Consider the following 17,901-nt stretch of genomic DNA (forward strand, 5'->3'; position numbering starts at 1 on the left):
GCGCAGGTTCAGGTGTCGTAAACGGTGGAGCGATGCCCGACGTGCACGACCCACACCACCAGCTCTCCGTTGTCGATTGTGTAGACGACGCGGTAGTCACCCACTCGTAGGCGGCGGCGCTCGGGCTGGGACACGAGTGCGGTGGTGTTGAAGCCGAGTGGGTCGCTTTCCAGCTCGGTCAGCTTGGCCAGGATGCGGAGCGCCATGTCGCGGGGGATCTTGCGTAGCTCTGTCTGAGCTTCGGGTCGGAAGACGGTGCGGTACTCACTCACTGCGTGCCAGCGTCTCCCTCATGATGTCCTCAATCGGGATGCCGGCTGTCGGATTCGCCATGCGCTCGTCGATGATCCGGTTGATCTCGCGCTCTTCCCACTCCTGGTACTTCCGAAGCACCTCGATGGACACGACCGCGGCGACTTCCTTGCCTCGGCGTGTGATCACGGTGGGTACGTCGTCCCGGTCGGCCCGCTCCACGACCTCAGCCAGGTGTGCGCGCACATCGCGGATGGACTCTATTGGCAAGGGCTGCGTCATGCGCACAAGCGTACCGAGTGCCCCATGTGTACGCAACGTCGCGGCGTCGGTCGGTCCTGGTCCTTTCTCGCGGCCTGATGCGCTGGATGATCCCCGACGGTGCTGGATTGGTGCTGGATAAGATCTCTCAAACCCCTGTTTTCGCAGGTCGGAGCGCTGTGCTGAAGATTCCGTTTCAACGTGTAGTGCCTGATTCCTTGACCGGTCGAAGGCGCTGGTCAGAGTAAGAAACCCCAGGTCAGGGGCCAGATCTTAGGGTCTGGCCTCTTCCTGCTTTTCTCCGACTCGGTCGGATAGCCGTGCGCCGCGACGGTAAGAGTTCGTTCTGTCGCCCACGGTCACGAGTGTTCCTACCGCCTGCGCAAATGCTCTACTAACATCTATGTTACTAACATTGTCGTTAGTGCTGTGAGTGGAGGTTGGCAGGCCGTGGTGGATTTCGTAGGCCGACGGCAGGAGCTGGCGACGTTGGAGCGAGAGCTGCAGAAGGTGGCGGCAGGGGTTGGCGGGGAGCGGCCCGGTCGGTGCGTGATGTTGCGTGGGCGGCGCCGGGTGGGCAAGTCGCGACTGGTCGAGCGGTTTGCGGAGCGCTCCGGCGCCCCGTTCTTGTTCTACGCGGCGACCGGTGCGTCCCCCAGGGATGATCTGGCACGGCTGGCCCGAGACGCCCAGGCATCGACGCTGCCGCTGGCGCGGCTCGTGGCCGCCGCGCGGCCGGAGAGCTGGGATGCCGCGTTCGATGTGCTGGCTGCGGCGCTGCCCGCCGACCGGGCGAGCGTGCTGGTCATCGACGAGGTGCCGTACCTGATGGATGTCGATGGCGCCTTTGAGGGGATGCTGCAACGGGCCTGGAGCCGGGTATTGGAGACCAAGCCAGTGCTGTTGGTCCTCATCGGCTCCGATCTGTCGACGATGGAGGCTCTGAACAGTTACGGACGACCCTTCCACCAGCGCGGCCGGGAGATGGTGCTAGGGCCGCTGAACCCCACCGAGGTAGGGCGGATGCTCGGGCTGGGTCCGGCGGAAGCCTTCGATGCCGCGCTGGTCACCGGCGGGCTGCCGCTGATCTGTGCGGAGTGGCCGCCAGGGGAGCGGCTGTGGGACTTCCTCGGCGAGGCGCTGAGTGATCCGGTCTCCGCCCTGCTGGTGTCGGCCGAGCGCTCGCTGGCGGCCGAATTCCCCCCGCAGGCTCAGGCGCGTACGGTGCTGGCGGCTATCGGCAGTGGCGAGCGGACCTTCACCAACATTGCCCGCGCGGCCGGCGGGATCGGGGCCACGCCACTGCAGCGAGCGCTGGAGCTGCTTACGGACAAGCGGATGGTCGCTGCGGAGCTGCCCGTATCGCTGCGTCCGTCGAAGGATCGCCGCTACCGGGTGACGGATCCCTACCTGCGGTTTTGGCTGCACCTGCTCGGCCCGTCCATGGAGGAGATCGAGCGAGGGCGGGGCGATCTGGCGTTGGCGCGGATCCGGGAGAGCTGGACCAGCTGGCGCGGCCGGGCGATCGAGCCGCTCGTCCGCGAGGCGCTCGCCCGGATACTGCCCGACGACCGGCTCCCCGCGGCCCCCGCAGTGGGCGGCTACTGGACCCGTACCAACGACGTCGAGATCGACATCGTTGGGGCGGACCGCGCGCCCATCGCCAAGGAGCTGCTGTTCGTCGGCTCCATCAAGTGGCTGGAGCAGTCGCCCTTCGACCGGCACGACCTGGCAGCTCTCCATCGGCATCGGGCCGCCCTCACCGACGAACTTGTTCCAGTCGTGGCGGTCTCGCGCAGTGGAGTCGACTGTCCGGGGCTCGATGCCGCCTACGGCCCCGGCGATTTGCTGACCGCCTGGCCGCTGTGAGTGGCGGATGGCAGGCGAGGCACGGGAGTTGGTGAGCGCGATCAGGCCGCAGATGTTGCGGAGACGCCCCTCAGACCTTGGCCCGTTGCCGGCGCTGTTGTGTAGCGTTGGCGATCCTGAGCCCTCTCGTACTTTGTCGCGAATCCCGTGCTGGGATGGTGCTGGGATGGTGATGACGGGCGGCCGGCCGCCGTGCAAGCCCTTGCGTGCCGCGGTGTCGAGCCCTTCTGGGGTCTGTGCCGCCGAGATAAGCGCCAAAGCCGCCAGTTGTTGATCTTGAAGCCCTGGAAGATGAGGGAGTTGGCTGTCCGGCGGAGCAGCGGATAAGTTCTGCGGCACGAACAGATGCGGGTACCCCGGTATCTCCAGGCAGATCGCGCATCGGTGAGAGGGGCGTGCCGCCCGGGTGACGTACGAACGGCTCGCCGGGGAAGCCTGCCAACAGGAGCCGGACGACGGCCCACGGCACGAGGGGGAGGCGCCCGCCTGATGAGCAGCTCGCCAACGCCTGCGCTCGAGCCGGGCGGTGCCGACCGCGCACCGCTGCCCCGCTCCAAAACAGAGTCCCCTGCACACCACTTGCAGACACGCCAGGCATCCACACCGCCCTTGCCGCCCCCGACGTACGCGCGCGACCTGCCGGGCTGGCAGCACATCGGTACCGCGCTGCGCCGGACCCCCACCTCGGTGTGGAACGACAACGTGACCGACTTCGCCGCCGCCCTCACCTACTACGCGGTGCTCGCGCTCTTCCCGACGCTTCTTGTCACGGTCTCACTGTTGGGAATCGTCGGCGCCTCGACCACCGACAACCTGATCAGTAACGTGATCGCTGTCGTGCCGACCGAGTCCCGCCCCGTCATGCAGAGCACGTTGCAGGGCATGGCGGAGCAGCACGCAGCTGCTTGGACGCTGGCTGTCTTCGGCATGATCGGCGCCCTGTGGTCCGCCTCCAGCTATCTCGGGGTCTTCCGCCGAGCCCTGCACGTCATGCACGGCGTCGAGGACCTGCGCCCGGCGTGGAGGACGGCACCACGGTTGGTGATGACCGCCCTGGTGCTGCTGATGCTTCTGGTTTCCAGTGCCCTGGTGCTCATCCTGACCGGCGAAGCGGCCCACACCGTCGGCCGGCTCGTGGGCATGGGCAGCATGGCCGGCACCGCCTGGAACGCGCTGAAATGGCCGCTCCTGCTGTGCCTGGTCGCCATCTTGGTGCTGGTGCTGTTCCGCTCGGGCCCGGCCGGGACACGCGGGGTGCGGCAGAGGCTTGTGGGAGACGCTCTGGCCGTGGCCCTGTGGCTCGTCGCCTCCGCGAGCTTCGCCCTCTACGTCTCGCACGTCGGCACCTACAACCGGCTGTACGGGTCGCTCGCCGGGATCATCGTCTTCCTGGTGTGGCTGTGGCTGTCCAACCTGGCGCTCCTCACCGGCGCCCAGTTCAACGCCGAACTGGCCAAACTTCGCCGTCGGTGACCAACAGGGCGTAAGCTGCCCAGCCTTCGTCCCGGTCGGTCGGCCACTCCATTCCCTCGCACCCAGGCACCCCCGCAGGCAAAGCGACGACCCGTACGCCCGGCACCGTAGCCAGTGCCAGTGCCAGTGCCACTGACAACCGCTGCCCATCCCGTCACGCCGCATGCCACAGAAGACCCGCATCGGCACGTGTGAGGTTGGAAAAGGCTGAGAGCGTGACACACTCAACTGGCCCGTCGGTGACCAGTGCCCGCCCCGGTCGTTGAGGAGCCTGACGACGCGCTGCTACGCCGCATGCTCTGCCTGCGGTGCACGCCGACATCTTCGGACCGGGACGGACCCCCGCGTAGCGCCTGCCGCTTCACGTCGCGGATATCGGAACGTCCAAGCAAACCAATGTGGCTAGGAGCTTGTAATGGCGCGGATGGTCCTGCGTGATAAGACCGCGACGGAACCCGAAGACCGGGTTTCCGGAAAATCTCCCATGTCTGTGCTCGGCCGGGTACTGGCCATGCTGTTGGCCTTCTCGGCGATGGTGGGATTCGCGGTGGTGCTGGCCCGGCTGACGCTGGAACCGTCGGCGGCCTCCGTGCCGTTGACGCACAGCAATCTGCGCCCTGGTGACTCCATCCGTGCCTATCTCGCCCAGCCCGCGTCCCTTGACACGGTCAAGCAGCTCGGCGGCAATATCGTGATGGGTGTGCCGTTCGGTGTGCTGCTGCCGGTGCTGGTGCCCCGAACGCGAGGGCTGGTCCGGGTGGCGGTGGTCACCGCTCTCGTGATGCTCCTCGTGGAACTCGTTCAAGGCGCCCTTATCATCGGGCGTACCTTCGACATCGATGACGTTCTGCTCAACACCACAGGTGCTCTTCTGGGTTACCTGCTGATCGGCCTCCGGTTGGGCCGTGCAGTGCATCCCCGGCGCCGCCACTGGTGGCATCGCTTCACCAAACACCCGGTGACTGCTACGGATCCGGCATAACTGGAGCCTTTTCAGCCGCCCCTCCGGCGGGTGAGGTATCGCGTGGTGTTGACGAGGTCGGCGAGCAGGGCGGTTACGACAGTGCTGGTCCGAGCCGTCATCCATGACGTCAGTGGTGATGCTGGAGCCGCCCGGGCCGCCGGACCCGCTGCCGCCGGTTGATGAGGCGGCGACGGCCCGGGCCCGGGCTGCGACCGAGGCCCTGGTCCGGCAGGGGAAGGTAGCAGGTGGGCGGCCCGGCTGCGATCAGAGCTGCCGGACGTTCCTCGGACGTGGCCAGGCTCCAGGCGATGCGGGCGCAGTGGCAGGACGCGCCGGCGGCGGACCGCTCCTTCGAGCTGGGCGGGTGCACCGATCCGAACTGCCACGGGGTCCACTGACCCCCGGGGTCCGGCCGCGTCACCTTCCCGTCTGCGGCCGGTGTACGGGTCGGTGCCGGGCGCGCAGCGTGCGGACGGGGCGTTGGGGGAACCGGTTTCGGGGCACCCTTCACGGGGTGAGCGAGAACGACCGGAACAGGCAGGACGCCGAGAGCCCGGCCGCTGCGGCGGCGGGGCCAGAGGGTGTGGGCAGGCTGCCGTGACCAGCTCGCCGAAGCAATCACCGCGATCCGTTCCCAGGGGCCATGCTGATAGGGCTGAAGCCTGCCCGCGCCGGCGAGGGCGAGGGCGAGGGCGACGAGGCTGTGCTGACCGAACCAGACGACAGAGCAGAGTGAGACGGACAGACCATGATCCATGCAGCCGATATCCGTGAGTGGCGCAACCACAGCGTCGTCGACCCCAAGGGCCGCAAGATCGGCGTGCTCGAAGCCATCTACGTGGACACCACCACCGACGAACCTGCCATGGCCACGGTCCGTATCGGACTTCCCACCCGTCACCAGCTGGCTTTCGTGCCCCTCGACGAGGCGATCCTGGGACCGGACTACGTCAAGGTCTCCTACGACAAGGCGCTGGTGAAGAAGTCGCCCACGGTCGGCATGGACGATATCCTGCCCGCCGAGGCAGAGGAAGCGATCTTCCAGTACTACGACCTGACCTACCAGCCGGGCGCGGGCGGCGAGAGGCAACTCGCGCGCCGCTGACCGCCCCGCGCTCATCCCGAAGGAGGTGTTCGTGTCATGGCTCCGTTCCTGTTTCTCGTTCTGGTCGCCGTCGTGCTGGGAATCGTCGGCGTGGCGGTGGAGGGGCTGGGCTACCTGCTGATCATCGGCATCGTGGTCCTCGTGGCCGCTGTGGCCTTCATCGCGGTGCGCTGGTCCCGGCGCTCCGGCCGCCGCCCCATCCGATAACGCCAGATAGCCCAGGATCCCAACTGCCACGGCGTTCACCGACTCTCGCCCCCGGCGGCGTGACCTTCCCGCCCGTGGGCGCGTTGGACAAGCGACACGTGCACCCCTTCCGGCTTCTTGCCGGAACTCGTGTGGTGACGGCCCCTGATTCCCGCCCGACATCAGGGGTCGTCGGCGTGCGTCAGCGTGTCGTCAGGGCCTTGTCCTCGGTGCCGGGCTCGGGCACTTCGCCGCCGGTCAGGGCGGCGAAGTCGGCGTGCGCCTGGGCGACAGCCGCCGGGTACGCCTCGCGCTTGGCGTGTTCGGCGAGGGCCCGGTAGATGCTGGCGACGAAGGGGTTCTGTCCCTTGCGCTTGCCTGTGGGGATGATCAGGTCCGGCTGGATCTGCTCGACGGACTCGCCCATCGCCCTCCGGCGAAGCACGGTGTGCAGCATGTCGTCGGTGATGACCGGGGGGCCTCCCCCTGAGTGGTGGACACGCTGATACTGGATCTGCTTGATCCGGAGGAAGCGAGAAGACCGCCGATGGCGATGAAGGATTACTCGGTCGAGTTCAAGACCGATGCGGTGGCTCTGTACGAGTCCACACCCAGGGCGACCTACAAGAGCATCGCCGTTGACCTGGGGGTCAACCGGGCGACGCTGCGTGAATGGGTGCTGCGGGACCGTGAGCGCCGTGGCGTCACCACTGCGGCTGCGAAACCGGCCGCCCGACCGGGGGTGGCGATGTTGTCCGCTGATCCGGACGAGCGGGTCCGGCAGCTGGAGGCTCGGGTGGCGGAACTCGAGGCGAGTGAGCGCAAGCTCGCCACCGAGCGGGACATCCTCCGCAAGGCGGCCAAGTATTTCGCCGGGGAGACGAACTGGTGATGAGCCGCTTCCAGTTCGTTGACGACCACCGGGACACCTACGAGGTGAAGCGGCTCTGCCAAGTCCTGGACGTGAACCGGTCCAGCTACTACAAGTGGCTCGCCGGCGCCGAGGCCCGGGCCGCCCGGCAGCACAAGGACCGGGTTTTGGCCGAGGAGATCCGCGAGGTCCACGGCGAGTCCGGCGGCGCCTACGGCTCCCCGCGAGTGACCGCCGAGCTCCGCGAGAAAGGGCGGCGGGTCAACGAGAAACGGGTCGCCCGAATCAGGCCCGTTCACAGGGGGCGTGAGGGGCGTCTGAGCTGCATGGTGCTGGGATGGAGCTTCCGTGCTGGGATGGTGCTGGGATGGCCCCCTCAAAATCGATGTTCCTGCAGGTGGGAGCTCTGTACTAGACATTCCACTTCAATGTGTGAGCGGGTGAAGTAACACCACGCCTGCGGCCTGGCAAACGTACATGTCAGATGGGGCCGACTCTTCCGGGAATCGGCCCCTTCATCGACCTGCCCGGCAGGGCCACCCGGCTGACCGCTACCCCTGCTGATCGCTACGGGATCAGGGAGTTGTAGACCTCGACCACCTTTGAGTCGAACGGCGGCGCTCCCAGCTCCTGCGCGGCGGGTTTGACCGACTCCTCCATGAAGCGCCGGAACGCTTCTTCCGACTCCCATACGTCGATGACCTGCCAGCCACCGCCGTCGCCGGGCGCCCCCACGTGGGAGATGAGTCCGGCCGGAGGGTTCGTACGGTCCGGGATTACCCGGTCGAAGGTGGCCTGGTAGAGATCCTTGGTCCAGTTGGCGCCATGGTTGATCACCAGAATTGCCATTTCGGTTCCTCGATTCACGCGCGGTTCGGGTCAGGACGGGCGGATTACCTGGGTGAGGACCACCTCGAATTCCTCGATGCTCCGGGTGATCACGCGTGCCTTCGCGGTGGCCTCGGCACGGACCGCCGCGACGGCGCTGCGGGATGCCGCCAGCGCGTTGCGGTCGGTGTAGAACGCGCCCACGGTGGCCCGGCCCTTGGCGCGGTCGATGAGCAGTGAGCCGCCCGCGAAGCCGGGAATGCCCCGGAGCTTGGGCAGCGCGGTGTCGCGGAACGTCTCCACCAGCAGGTCCGCGTCGGGCGGCTCGAACTCCAGACGGACCAGCCGGAACCACGCACCGGGCTCCAGCGCCTCGGGACGACTGACGACGGCCGCCTCCCAGTTGTCGGTCGCCACGGAATGGGCGAACGGTGCGATCAACTCCGCTCGGCGCTCGCGAAGGGCCTCGTCACTGGTCCGTCGGCTCTCTTCGTCCTCCCACCACGAGCCCACCAGCAGCTTGCCGAGCTCACGGTCGACGAACAGGCCCATCCCGCGGTAGCCGGGCCGCTCCGACAGCAGCCTGGGTGCTTCAGTGCTGAGCGCATCGGCCACGCTGTCGAGCTTGGCCGGATCGCCTGTCGCGTAGGTGGTGCGTACGTACATGGCGCCCTTCCTGCGGCGAACCCCGGGTGGGCCGTGTCCCGCACTCCATGCGACGGGTGGAGGACACAGGAATCAAGGTGACCGGGGCATTCAGGTGAACGCCGCCCGAGTGGAGAGCGTGGCCGAACCGGCGGAGCATGGACAGCGGAGCCCGGGCGTGGTGTGCCAGTGCAACTGACAAGGATGCGACTGCGATGACGACTGAGCAGACGATGGACCCCGCGCGGCGGGAGCAGTTCGCGGAGCGGATGCTCCACGTGCTCAACGATTCCTGTCTGGGATACCTGTGCAGCCTCGGCCACCGCACAGGGCTTTTCGACGTCATGGCCGGGCTGCAGCCGTCGACCAGTGCGCAGATCGCCGAGGCCACCCGTCTCGACGAGCGGTACGTACGGGAGTGGCTCGGCGGGATGACGGTGGGCGGCTTCGTCGAGTACGACCCCGCCGGCGGCACCTACCGGCTGCCGCCCGAGCACGCCGCCTCCCTCACCCGCGCCGCCGGGCCCGACAACCTCGCCTCCTTCATGCAGGACCTCGCGCTGCTGGGCAACGTCGAGGACAAGGTGCTCGACGCGTTCCGCCGGGGCGGCGGCGTCCCGTACTCGGCGTATCCGCGCTTCCAGGAGCTCCAGGCCGAGGAGACGGCGCGGGTGTACGACGCCGCGCTCGTCGACACGATCATCCCGCTGGCGCCCGGACTCACGGAGCGCCTGAGCGAGGGCATCGACGTACTGGACATCGGTACGGGCCAGGGGCACGCCGTCAATCTGCTGGCCCGGGCCTTCCCCGCCAGCCAGTTCCTCGGCCTGGACATCTCCGACACGGGTATCGCGGCAGCGCGGGAGGAGGCGGAGCTGCTCGGGCTGGACAACGCGCGGTTCGTCGTGTCCGACACCGCCGAACTGGCCGGGACGTACGACCTCATCACGGCCTTCGACGTGATCCACGACCTGGCGCGGCCGGAGCGCGCCCTGTCGGCCGTGGCCGGGGCGCTGCGGGACGACGGGGTGTTCCTGATGGGTGACATCGCCGCCTCCAGCAAGCTGGAGGAGAACATCGCCCACCCGCTCGGCCCCACCCTCTACACCTTCTCGGTCTTCTACTGCATGACCGTCTCGCTCGCCGAGGGCGGCGCGGGCCTCGGCACGGTGTGGGGCAAGCAGCGGGCGTTGCGGATGCTCGCGGAGGCAGGCTTCGACGACGTCGAGGTGCGCGAGGTGGAGGGCGACATCCTCAACGTCTACTACGTGGCCCGTAAGGGTAAGAGCCGCCGCTGAGCAGGGTTTTGCCTCCAAGCCTCAGACCGGCGCGTTGGGCAGGAGGCCGAGCTGGCCGAGGAAGTCGAGCTGGTCGAAGTAGAGCCGGTAGCTGACGATCTTGCCGTTCTCGACGGTCGCGATGTCGCACCCCCGTACCCTGACGTCCTTCTGGGTCGGCTCCAGGCTTTCCCCGGAAGGCAGCACCAGCGGACCGGTGTTCTTTCCGTGGAAGAATCCCTCGTCGATCGCCGTGTTGCCCGACTCGTGTTTGTGCGTCGACTCGTACTCGCTGTTCGGGATCGCGTCCGTCATCTGGCGCCAGTACTCGCCGATGCTCTCCCGGCCCCGGATCTCGCCGTCCGGCGTAACGGCCACCGCGTCCTCTGCGAAGCACTCCATGACGGCTTTGAGGTCCGTACCCGTGGTCAGCGCCTCGGTGAGCTGGTCCATCACTTCACGTGCCTGCCCCATGATCCACCTCCACGTCGGGCGTGGTGACATGTTCCGTTCCATTTTCCCACACAGCGGTGCAAATGACGCGTCGCCCGCCGAGGTCAGGTGAGCGTGATCAGTGTGGCGAACGCCGGGCCGAAGGCGCCGCCCAGCTGGTAGCAGAGGCTGAACAGTCCGATCACCGTGGGGCGTTGGGAGTCCGGGGCGGCCCGGGTCGCGTACACCGCGAGGGTGGCGTTGCCCGCCGTGGTCGTGAAGACGGCCGTCGCGGCTGCGAGCAGGAGCAGCGGCGCCCAAGGGCTCACGGCGGCCGTCACCGGCGCCAGCGCGCCCAGGGTGATCAGCACCGCCAGGACCCTGCGCCTGCCCAGCCGGGCGGAGACCGCGGCGAAGGCGAGGGAGAGGAAGGAACCCGTCAGGAGGACGAGGAGCTGGCCGGTGCCGATGGTGGCGGTCGACCAGTGTGTACGGGCGGCGAGGAGCTGGGGGATCGCGAAGAGGAGGGTGAAGTACGACGTCGACAGGGCGCAGGCCGGCAGCGCGGCCGACAGGAACGCCGGGGTGCGCAGGAGCGTGGCCGGGACGAAGCCGTCGGGGCGGGCGCGGACATGGGCGGTCAGGAGCGCGGCCAACGCGAGCGCCGCGACGGCCGCCGGCAGCGGGTAGTGCGGGATGAAGACCAGCGCGGTCGCCAGCGCCACCAGGAGTGATGCGCCGCGTGCGTCGAAGGGGGCGGCCCGTGGCGGGAGGTGTGCGGGGGCCGTACGGGTCACGGCGGGGACGGCCAGCAGCGCCAGTGCGGAGACCGCGAGCGATACGCGCCAGGAGAGGGCGTCGGCGATCAGCGAACCGAGCAGCGGGCCGACCGCGCCGAGCACGCCGAAGCCGGCGGTGATGACGCCCATCCGGCGGACCGACCCCGCCAGGCTCATGGCCGAGGTGACCAGCCCCGCGCCGCCCACCGCCTGGGCCGCCCGCCCCGGCAGGGCCAGCGCCATCCACGGCGCGAGGGCTACGAGCAGGGTTCCGGCCAGGACCAGGGCCGTACTCACGCGCAGGGTGGTGCGCAGGCCGCGGCGGCGCAGCAGGCCCGCCATCAGCGGCGTGCCGACCGCCATCGCCCAGGCGAACGCCGTGACGAGCCAGGTGGCCGACGCGGGCCGGACTCCTAACGAGCCGGCCATCTCCGGGAGGATCAGGACCGGGCCGTTGGCGCCCGCGGCGATGGGCGTGGCGAGCAGCGCGAGCCAGAGGGCGGGGACCTGGCGGGCGGCCTTGGCCGGTGCGGCGGTGGGCTCGGTGACAGCGGACTCAACGTGCTTGGGCATGGGAGGATCCAGTCGTTCAGGCTTGATAATCTCAACGGTGAGATAAAAACAGACCATGCATCTCAACGTCAAGCCTCTTAACGTTGAGATTGTGCGCGTTGAAGGGAGTCAGGGATGAGCGACGCGGTGGACGCGATCATCGGTCAATGGGTCAAGGAGCGACCGGACTTGGAGGACGACCTCTGGCCCGTGCAGGTCCTCGGGCGGCTTCAGCGTCTCGGGCGCGTACTGGACAAGGAGTTCAGGACGTTCGCGGCCCAACGAGGCCTCGAACTCGGCGAGGTGGACGTCCTCACCACGCTCCAGCGCTCCGGTCCGCCGTACGCCCTGCCCGCCGGCGCACTCCTCAAGGCGGCCATGGTGACCTCCGGCGCGATCACCAATCGCATCGACCGCATGGAGGCGAAGGGCCTGGTGGAGCGCGTACGCGAAGAGAGCGGAGGCGACCGGCGCACCGTCAGGATCCGTCTCACCGAGCACGGCCACGAGGTCACCCGCGAGTACATGGCCGCCCATCTCGCCAACGAGGCCCGCATGCTGAGCGAGTTGGGCCGCGAGGAGAGCGACCGCCTCGCCGCCTCGCTGCGCAAGCTGCTGACGTCCTTCGGCGATACGTCGATCGGCTAGCGGGCGGGCCGGAAGTCCGGGGCGGCCCGTACCGTCGTGCCGTGTTGCCGTGTTGCCGTGTGCCTTGTGCCGGTTAGCGGGGTGCCAGGCCTGTCTTCGCGCCCGCGCCGCACAGCGGGACCACTGCGGTGTGGCCCATCTGGGGTTGCTGTGCGGTCATCGCGGCCCAGCACGCCACCCCGGTCGACTCGACGAACAGGCCGCGCGCCGCGAGGTCCAGTTGGGCGGCCCGGAGCTGGTCCTCCGTCACGGTCAGGAAGGTGCCGCCCGACTCCCGTACCGCGCGCAGGATCTGCGGCGCGCGCGGCGGGCGCGGGATGGCGATGCCCTCGGCGAGGGTGGGGGGTGTGGGGGGCGTGGCGGGCGTCGGCGTATCGCTGGTGAGGTCCGCGGCGCCCGCGTGGAACGCCGTCGCCAGGGGCGACACCGCCTCCGCCTGTACGGCGATCAGTGCGGGGCGGCTGTCGATGAGCCCCTGGGTGTGCAGCTCGGCGATCGCCAGTGCGGCGCCCAGCAGGAGCGTTCCGTTGCCTACGGGGACGACAACCGCGTCGGGGAGCCGGCCGCCGAGGTCCTCCCACAGCTCGTAGACGTACGTCTTCGTGCCGTGCAGGAAGTACGGGTTGTGGACATGGCTCGCGTAGAAGGTGCCGGGCTCGTCGGCCGCCGCGCGGGCCGCCACCGCCGCGGCCTCGCGGTCGCCGGGGACGAGGGTGACCTGGGCGCCGTGCGCCCGGATCTGCTCGGTCTTCTTCGGGGAGGTCGCCTCGGGGACGTACACCGTACAGGGGAGGGCGGCGCGCGCGCAGTACGCCGCGATCGCCGTGCCCGCGTTGCCGCTGCTGTCCGCGATCACGCGGGCCACCCGGGCGGGGCCGAGACGGCGGGCGAGCTCCGCGAGCATGACCGCGCCGCGGTCCTTGAACGACAGCGTCGGCATCAGGAAGTCGAGTTTGGCCGAAATGGTGTCGGTGAGGGGGATGAGTGGAGTGCGGCCTTCCCCCAGCGTGACCGCGGCCGCGCCGCCCGCGAGCGGCAGCGCCTCCTCGTAACGCCACAGTGAATTCACCCGTCCGGCGAGGGACTTCAGTGGTACGGGCGAGGAAGGGGCGAAGTCCAGATCCCAGGGACCGCCGCAGGTGGGGCAATGCCAGGCGAGGGATTCGACGGGGGCGCGGGAGCCGTCGGCGGGGCAGCGGTACGTCATGGACGCCGTCGAAGCCGCCGGAGTCGTCGAAGCCGTCGTGATCACCATGCGGCAAGCGTAGGCCGGACCCGGATGCGGCGCAGGTTCATGTCGGTGGTAAGGCAGGCGCATTGTGGGTCCGAATTTTCTCTTGTGGGATTCCTATGGATGCGCCAATCTTTCGCCTGGCAGCAAGGCGCGGGAAACGACGCGGACTCCGAAGCGTTGATTTGTCATGCCCCTGTCGTACCTGTGTCGCACGGAGCACGGCCCCCCACCAGCGCACCGCCAATGAGGAGGACCCCTCACATGTCAGTGATGCGTAGTTCCCGGCGAAGAGTTGTCGCAGCCAGTGCCACCGCCGTCGTAGCCCTCGCGCTCGGCGCCGCCTCCGCCCTCCCCGCCACCGCGGCCACCGCCGCCGAGGGCAGGATCCAGAACGCCGGAGCCCCCGGAACCATCGCGGGCAGCTACATCGTGACCCTCGACGAGGCGGCGGCCGACGCCGGTTCGGCGGAGGGCAGGGCGCTTGCCAAGGAGTACGGCGCCAAGATCAAGAAGACGTACACCGCGGCCCTCAACGGGTACGCCGTCGAGCTGTCCGAGGCCCAGGCGAAGAAGTTCGCCGCCGACCCGGCCGTCGACTCCGTCGTACAGAACCGCACCTTCAAGATCAGCGCGACGCAGCCCAACCCGCCGTCCTGGGGCCTGGACCGCATCGACCAGAAGGCCCTCCCGCTGAACCAGAGCTACACCTACCCCGACACCGCCGGTGAGGGTGTCACGACGTACGTCATCGACACCGGCGTACGCATCACCCACAGCGACTTCGGCGGCCGCGCCTCCTACGGCTACGACGCCATCGACAACGACAACACCGCGCAGGACGGCCACGGCCACGGCACCCACGTCGCCGGTACGGTCGCGGGCGGCGCGTACGGCGTCGCGAAGAAGGCCAAGGTCGTCGGCGTCCGCGTCCTCAACAACCAGGGTTCGGGAACGACCGCCCAGGTCGTCGCCGGCATCGACTGGGTGACGCGCAACGCCGTCAAGCCGGCCGTCGCGAACATGAGCCTCGGCGGCGGCGCCGACTCCGCCCTCGACACCGCTGTACGCAACTCCGTAGCCGCCGGCATCACCTACGCGGTCGCGGCGGGCAACGAGAGCACCGACGCCTCCACCAAGTCGCCCGCCAGGGTGGCCGAGGCCATCACGGTGGGCGCCACCACGAGCACCGACGCCAAGGCCAGCTACTCCAACTACGGCAGCGTCCTCGACATCTTCGCGCCGGGTTCGTCGATCACCTCGGCGTGGAACAGCAGCGACACGGCGACGAACTCCATATCCGGTACGTCGATGGCCTCCCCGCACGTCGCGGGCGCGGCCGCGCTGTACCTGGCGGCCAACAAGACCGCCACCCCGGCCCAGGTCTCCAGCGCGCTGACCTCGGCCGCCACCACGGGCGTCGTGACCAGCCCGGGCACCGGCTCGCCGAACCGTCTGCTGTACGTCGGCACGGGCGGCACCACCCCGCCGCCCACCGGCAAGAGGTTCGAGAACCTCGCCGACTACACGATCAGCGACAACGCCACCGTGGAGTCGCCGATCGCCGTCACCGGCGTCACGGGCAACGCGCCGGCGACGCTCAGCGTGCCGGTCGACATCAAGCACACGTACATCGGTGACCTCAAGGTCGACCTGATCGCCCCCGACGGAACCGCCTACACCCTCAAGGGCTACGGCACGGGCGGCAGCAGTGACAACCTCATCACCACGTACACGGTGAACGCCTCGTCCGAGGTGGCCAACGGCACGTGGAAGCTGCGGGTGAACGACAACGCGGCGTACGACACGGGGAAGATCGACTCCTGGGCGCTGCAGTTCTGATTCCGACGCGTCTGGTTCTGACGCGCTGAACGCCAACTGAACGCGTGAGAGGGGCGGTCGCTTCGGCGGCCGCCCCTTGCTGTGCGTCGTCGGACGGGAGTGCGGGCGGCGGAGAAAGTGTCGAAGTGATGCGGGCAGCGGCGCGGGTCCTGGCGCGGGGTTCCGATTTCTGTACCCCGGGAAGCCCCTGCTTAAAGACAAAGTCATCACTTCGGGTGAAACTTTGGCCTGCGCTTGCGGTCAACAACCGACGGTTGCCACGCTGTTGCTGTGTGTCAACCTGATGGGAGTGGCCAGTGACATTCGGTGAGCAGCCGGCCTATCTGCGCGTCGCGGGCGATCTACGGCAGAAGATCGTCGACGGTTCCCTGCCACCCCACACCCGGCTCCCCTCGCAGGCGCGCATCCGCGAGGAGTACGGCGTCTCCGACACCGTGGCGCTGGAGGCCCGCAAGGTCCTGATGGCGGAGGGCCTGGTCGAAGGCCGTTCCGGCTCCGGTACGTACGTACGGGAGCAACCGGTCCCGCGCCGCGTCTCCCGCGCGGGCTACCGGGGGACCCTGCCCTCGAACCCGTTCCGGCAGGAGCAGGCGGAGGCCGGTGCGCGCGGCACCTGGGAGTCCAGCAGCGAGCAGGAAGCGGCGACTTCGGACATCGCCAAGCGGCTCGGTGTCCAGGAGGGCGACCGGGTGATGCGCACGCGGTACGTCTTCAGGGACGCGGGCGAGGCGATGATGCTCTCCACCTCGTGGGAGCCGCTGGCCGTGACGGGGCGTACGCCCGTGATGCTGCCCGAGGAGGGGCCGCTGGCCGGCTGCGGCGTCGTAGAGCGGATGGCGGCGATCGACATCGTCGTGGACAACGTGGTGGAGGAGGTCGGCGCGCGGCCCGGACTCGCGGAGGAGCTGATGAGGCTCGGCGGCGTACCGGGGCATGCGGTGCTGGTCATCGAGCGGACGTACTACGCGTCGGGGATGGCGGTCGAGACGGCCGATGTGGTCGTCCCCGCCGACCGGTACCGGATCGCGTACCACTTGCCCGTGAAGTGACCGGCACGCGGACGGCACAGCCGGGCAGTCAACGTCTGTGACGGTCTGCCATGTATGGGGGCGCGCGCTTCGGAGTGCGCCCCCTTCTCCATGGCTTGATGCGTACCTCTTTGTGTAAAAGCGTATCCGCTGAGTGAAGGTCAGGCGTACGCTCGGGCATATGCGGATTGCGGTTTCCTGGAGATCCTTAGAGGCGAGTGCACCGGCGGACCCGGCGGGCGGAGGCGCGCGATGAACGACAGTGGCGCTGTCCTCCCCTGGCTGGTCATACGGCAGGACGACAACGGCAACCGCTACCGCGTCGGCCGGTACGCGACACGCGTCGAGGCGCAGAAGATCGCCGACAGTCTCGACGGGCGCGGCCACAAGCAGCTCTACTGGGTCGAGCGGATAGGCCAGAGCGTCCAGTAGCTGCCCGTACGCCGTAGGCTCCCGCCATGACTGATCGTGTCGTGGTGGTGGGTGCGGCCGTGTTCGACGAGGGCCGGCTGCTGGCAGCGCGCCGCAGCGCCCCACCCGAGCTGGCCGGCCGCTGGGAGCTGCCCGGCGGCAAGGTGGAGCCCGGCGAGAGCCCGGAGCAGGCGCTCGTACGCGAACTGCGCGAAGAGCTGGGCGTCGAGACGGACGTGCTGGAGCGCATCCCCGGCGAGTGGCCGCTGAAGCCCGGTTACGTCCTCCAGGTGTGGACCGTCAGGCTGCTGTCCGGCAGGCCCCGCCCCCTCCAGGACCACGACGCCATGCGCTGGCTCCGCCCGGACGAGGCGGACTCCGTGGACTGGCTCACCCAGGACCGGCCTGCCGTGGCCGAGGCGGTACGCCGCCTGAGCGCCCTGCCGGGGCCATCCGCCGCGCAGGCCTGAGCAGCGGCTGACCGGCGGTCGAACGGGGGGGCGTGCGGGGACGCCCGGTACGCCGTTCGTGCCACAGTGCTTCCGGGCTCGCGATAGGTCGACCCGTATATCGGGTATGTGCTGATTAACCCCCCGAAAAAGGACGCGGGTCTGCGGTTGGTCTGGCAGCTGGGATGTGGTCGGCGTGATCGACACCGACGGTGACTGCGCCGAGTGGACGTTCCCTGCTGAGCCCGACGCCGTCCGCTCCGCCCGCCACGCCGTCCGCGAGGCGCTGAGCGCCTGGGGCCTGCTCGACACCATCGGCGATGTGACCATGCTGCTCGTCAGTGAGCTGGTGACCAATTCTTTGCGGTACGCGTCGGGGCCGATCGGGGTCCGTCTCGTACGCCCGGACGTCAAAGGCGCCGCGGGCGGCGCCGACGGCCACCCCCCGGAGGTGCACCCCGTACTGGTGGTCGAAGTCTCGGACCCCCTTCCGGATCCGCCCCTGGAACGGGTCGCGGAACCCGATGACGAGGGAGGACGCGGTTTGCAGCTGGTGGCGCGCTCCGCGCAGCGATGGGGTACACGGCGAGGCGGAACGGGCAAGACGGTGTGGTTCGAGCTGGCTCTCCCTGGTTAGAAGAGTGAGGGGACCACGATCACCTCGCGGCTGACTTCCCTGGCCGAAAAGGAACGAGACCGTGCTGTGATCGTGAACGCCGTGCCGGTTGTGACCGTAGTGCTGAATACTGCGGGAAGGACCGGTCCGGTGCGTTGAGCTGGAGGGGACGGTCGCGTGAA

At 68.8% G+C, this 17,901-nt stretch carries 22 protein-coding genes; 14 read left to right on the forward strand and 8 right to left on the reverse strand.

The features are described from left to right. Window positions 1-8: 8 nt before the first annotated feature. Entirely contained in the window at window positions 9-272 is a 264-nt protein-coding gene (locus J7E96_RS11835; RefSeq protein WP_215130297.1) for a type II toxin-antitoxin system RelE/ParE family toxin, read from the reverse strand. Next, on the reverse strand, window positions 265-534 hold the full coding sequence (locus J7E96_RS11840; protein WP_215130298.1) for a type II toxin-antitoxin system Phd/YefM family antitoxin: 270 nt from the start codon (window positions 532-534) through the stop codon (window positions 265-267). Before J7E96_RS11840 ends, J7E96_RS11835 begins: the two co-directional genes overlap by 8 nt. 429 nt (window positions 535-963) lie before the next feature. Here J7E96_RS11840 and J7E96_RS11845 point away from each other — a divergent pair, with 429 nt between their 5' ends. The 5 genes from J7E96_RS11845 (at window position 964) to J7E96_RS11865 (ending at window position 6,131) form a co-directional block, all read left to right on the forward strand. Next, the gene (locus J7E96_RS11845) at window positions 964-2,382 is read left to right on the forward strand and encodes an ATP-binding protein (protein WP_215130300.1); all 1,419 of its coding nucleotides are present in this window, start codon (window positions 964-966) and stop codon (window positions 2,380-2,382) included. 609 nt (window positions 2,383-2,991) lie between these two features. Continuing rightward, the gene (locus tag J7E96_RS11850) at window positions 2,992-3,855 is read left to right on the forward strand and encodes a YihY/virulence factor BrkB family protein (RefSeq protein ID WP_251069758.1); all 864 of its coding nucleotides are present in this window, start codon (window positions 2,992-2,994) and stop codon (window positions 3,853-3,855) included. Window positions 3,856-4,339: 484 nt separating this feature from the next. Then, a complete protein-coding gene (locus J7E96_RS11855) occupies window positions 4,340-4,837 on the forward strand; it encodes a VanZ family protein (protein WP_374196661.1) in 498 nt (165 codons plus the stop codon). Between the two features lie 730 nt (window positions 4,838-5,567). Then, complete coding sequence (locus tag J7E96_RS11860) at window positions 5,568-5,924, forward strand: PRC-barrel domain-containing protein (RefSeq protein ID WP_215130306.1); 357 nt, start codon at window positions 5,568-5,570, stop codon at window positions 5,922-5,924. 36 nt (window positions 5,925-5,960) lie between these two features. After that, window positions 5,961-6,131 (forward strand): hypothetical protein, encoded by a 171-nt coding sequence (locus J7E96_RS11865; RefSeq protein ID WP_215130308.1) that lies wholly within the window; start codon window positions 5,961-5,963, stop codon window positions 6,129-6,131. Between the two features lie 181 nt (window positions 6,132-6,312). Here J7E96_RS11865 and J7E96_RS11870 read toward each other — a convergent pair whose 3' ends face one another. Beyond that, on the reverse strand, window positions 6,313-6,555 hold the full coding sequence (locus J7E96_RS11870; RefSeq protein ID WP_251069759.1) for a hypothetical protein: 243 nt from the start codon (window positions 6,553-6,555) through the stop codon (window positions 6,313-6,315). Window positions 6,556-6,600: 45 nt separating this feature from the next. Between J7E96_RS11870 and J7E96_RS11875 the strand changes: the two genes are divergently transcribed. Next, complete coding sequence (locus tag J7E96_RS11875; protein ID WP_215130310.1) at window positions 6,601-7,002, forward strand: transposase; 402 nt, start codon at window positions 6,601-6,603, stop codon at window positions 7,000-7,002. After that, window positions 7,002-7,430 carry an IS3 family transposase gene (locus J7E96_RS11880; protein WP_215130312.1) on the forward strand — a complete coding sequence of 143 codons (429 nt, stop codon included), beginning with the start codon at window positions 7,002-7,004 and terminating at the stop codon, window positions 7,428-7,430. Before J7E96_RS11875 ends, J7E96_RS11880 begins: the two co-directional genes overlap by 1 nt. A 118-nt stretch (window positions 7,431-7,548) precedes the next feature. On the opposite strand, the gene J7E96_RS11885 is transcribed toward J7E96_RS11880, so the two are convergent. Both J7E96_RS11885 and J7E96_RS11890 read right to left on the reverse strand, forming a co-directional pair. Beyond that, a complete protein-coding gene (locus J7E96_RS11885) occupies window positions 7,549-7,830 on the reverse strand; it encodes a hypothetical protein (RefSeq protein ID WP_215130314.1) in 282 nt (93 codons plus the stop codon). 30 nt (window positions 7,831-7,860) lie between these two features. Next, window positions 7,861-8,475, reverse strand: coding sequence for a hypothetical protein (locus J7E96_RS11890; RefSeq protein ID WP_215130316.1), 615 nt, complete (start codon window positions 8,473-8,475; stop codon window positions 7,861-7,863). 194 nt (window positions 8,476-8,669) lie between these two features. On the opposite strand from J7E96_RS11890, the gene J7E96_RS11895 reads away from it, so the two are divergent. Next, window positions 8,670-9,752 (forward strand): class I SAM-dependent methyltransferase, encoded by a 1,083-nt coding sequence (locus J7E96_RS11895; RefSeq protein ID WP_251069760.1) that lies wholly within the window; start codon window positions 8,670-8,672, stop codon window positions 9,750-9,752. A 21-nt stretch (window positions 9,753-9,773) separates the two neighbouring features. Here the strand turns inward: J7E96_RS11895 and J7E96_RS11900 are convergent, their stop codons facing one another. Next, the gene (locus tag J7E96_RS11900; RefSeq protein ID WP_215130318.1) at window positions 9,774-10,205 is read right to left on the reverse strand and encodes a nuclear transport factor 2 family protein; all 432 of its coding nucleotides are present in this window, start codon (window positions 10,203-10,205) and stop codon (window positions 9,774-9,776) included. Window positions 10,206-10,288: 83 nt separating this feature from the next. Next, window positions 10,289-11,515, reverse strand: coding sequence for an MFS transporter (locus J7E96_RS11905; RefSeq protein ID WP_215130320.1), 1,227 nt, complete (start codon window positions 11,513-11,515; stop codon window positions 10,289-10,291). Between the two features lie 114 nt (window positions 11,516-11,629). Between J7E96_RS11905 and J7E96_RS11910 the strand changes: the two genes are divergently transcribed. Further along, entirely contained in the window at window positions 11,630-12,142 is a 513-nt protein-coding gene (locus J7E96_RS11910) for a MarR family winged helix-turn-helix transcriptional regulator (RefSeq protein ID WP_215130322.1), read from the forward strand. A 73-nt stretch (window positions 12,143-12,215) separates the two neighbouring features. Here the strand turns inward: J7E96_RS11910 and J7E96_RS11915 are convergent, their stop codons facing one another. Then, entirely contained in the window at window positions 12,216-13,397 is a 1,182-nt protein-coding gene (locus J7E96_RS11915; RefSeq protein ID WP_251069761.1) for a pyridoxal-phosphate dependent enzyme, read from the reverse strand. Between the two features lie 240 nt (window positions 13,398-13,637). Between J7E96_RS11915 and J7E96_RS11920 the strand changes: the two genes are divergently transcribed. From J7E96_RS11920 to J7E96_RS11940, 5 genes are all read left to right on the forward strand, one after another. Further along, window positions 13,638-15,215 carry a S8 family peptidase gene (locus tag J7E96_RS11920; protein WP_215130324.1) on the forward strand — a complete coding sequence of 526 codons (1,578 nt, stop codon included), beginning with the start codon at window positions 13,638-13,640 and terminating at the stop codon, window positions 15,213-15,215. 296 nt (window positions 15,216-15,511) lie between these two features. After that, window positions 15,512-16,264, forward strand: coding sequence for a GntR family transcriptional regulator (locus J7E96_RS11925; RefSeq protein ID WP_215130326.1), 753 nt, complete (start codon window positions 15,512-15,514; stop codon window positions 16,262-16,264). A 231-nt stretch (window positions 16,265-16,495) separates the two neighbouring features. After that, a complete protein-coding gene (locus J7E96_RS11930) occupies window positions 16,496-16,675 on the forward strand; it encodes an SPOR domain-containing protein (protein ID WP_215130328.1) in 180 nt (59 codons plus the stop codon). Between the two features lie 26 nt (window positions 16,676-16,701). Further along, entirely contained in the window at window positions 16,702-17,124 is a 423-nt protein-coding gene (locus tag J7E96_RS11935) for a (deoxy)nucleoside triphosphate pyrophosphohydrolase (protein ID WP_215130330.1), read from the forward strand. A gap of 166 nt (window positions 17,125-17,290) precedes the next feature. Beyond that, the gene (locus J7E96_RS11940; protein WP_215130332.1) at window positions 17,291-17,740 is read left to right on the forward strand and encodes an ATP-binding protein; all 450 of its coding nucleotides are present in this window, start codon (window positions 17,291-17,293) and stop codon (window positions 17,738-17,740) included. Window positions 17,741-17,901: the final 161 nt, after the last annotated feature.

It is taken from the genome of Streptomyces sp. ISL-96 (assembly GCF_018614035.1).
GTDB lineage: Bacteria > Actinomycetota > Actinomycetes > Streptomycetales > Streptomycetaceae > Streptomyces.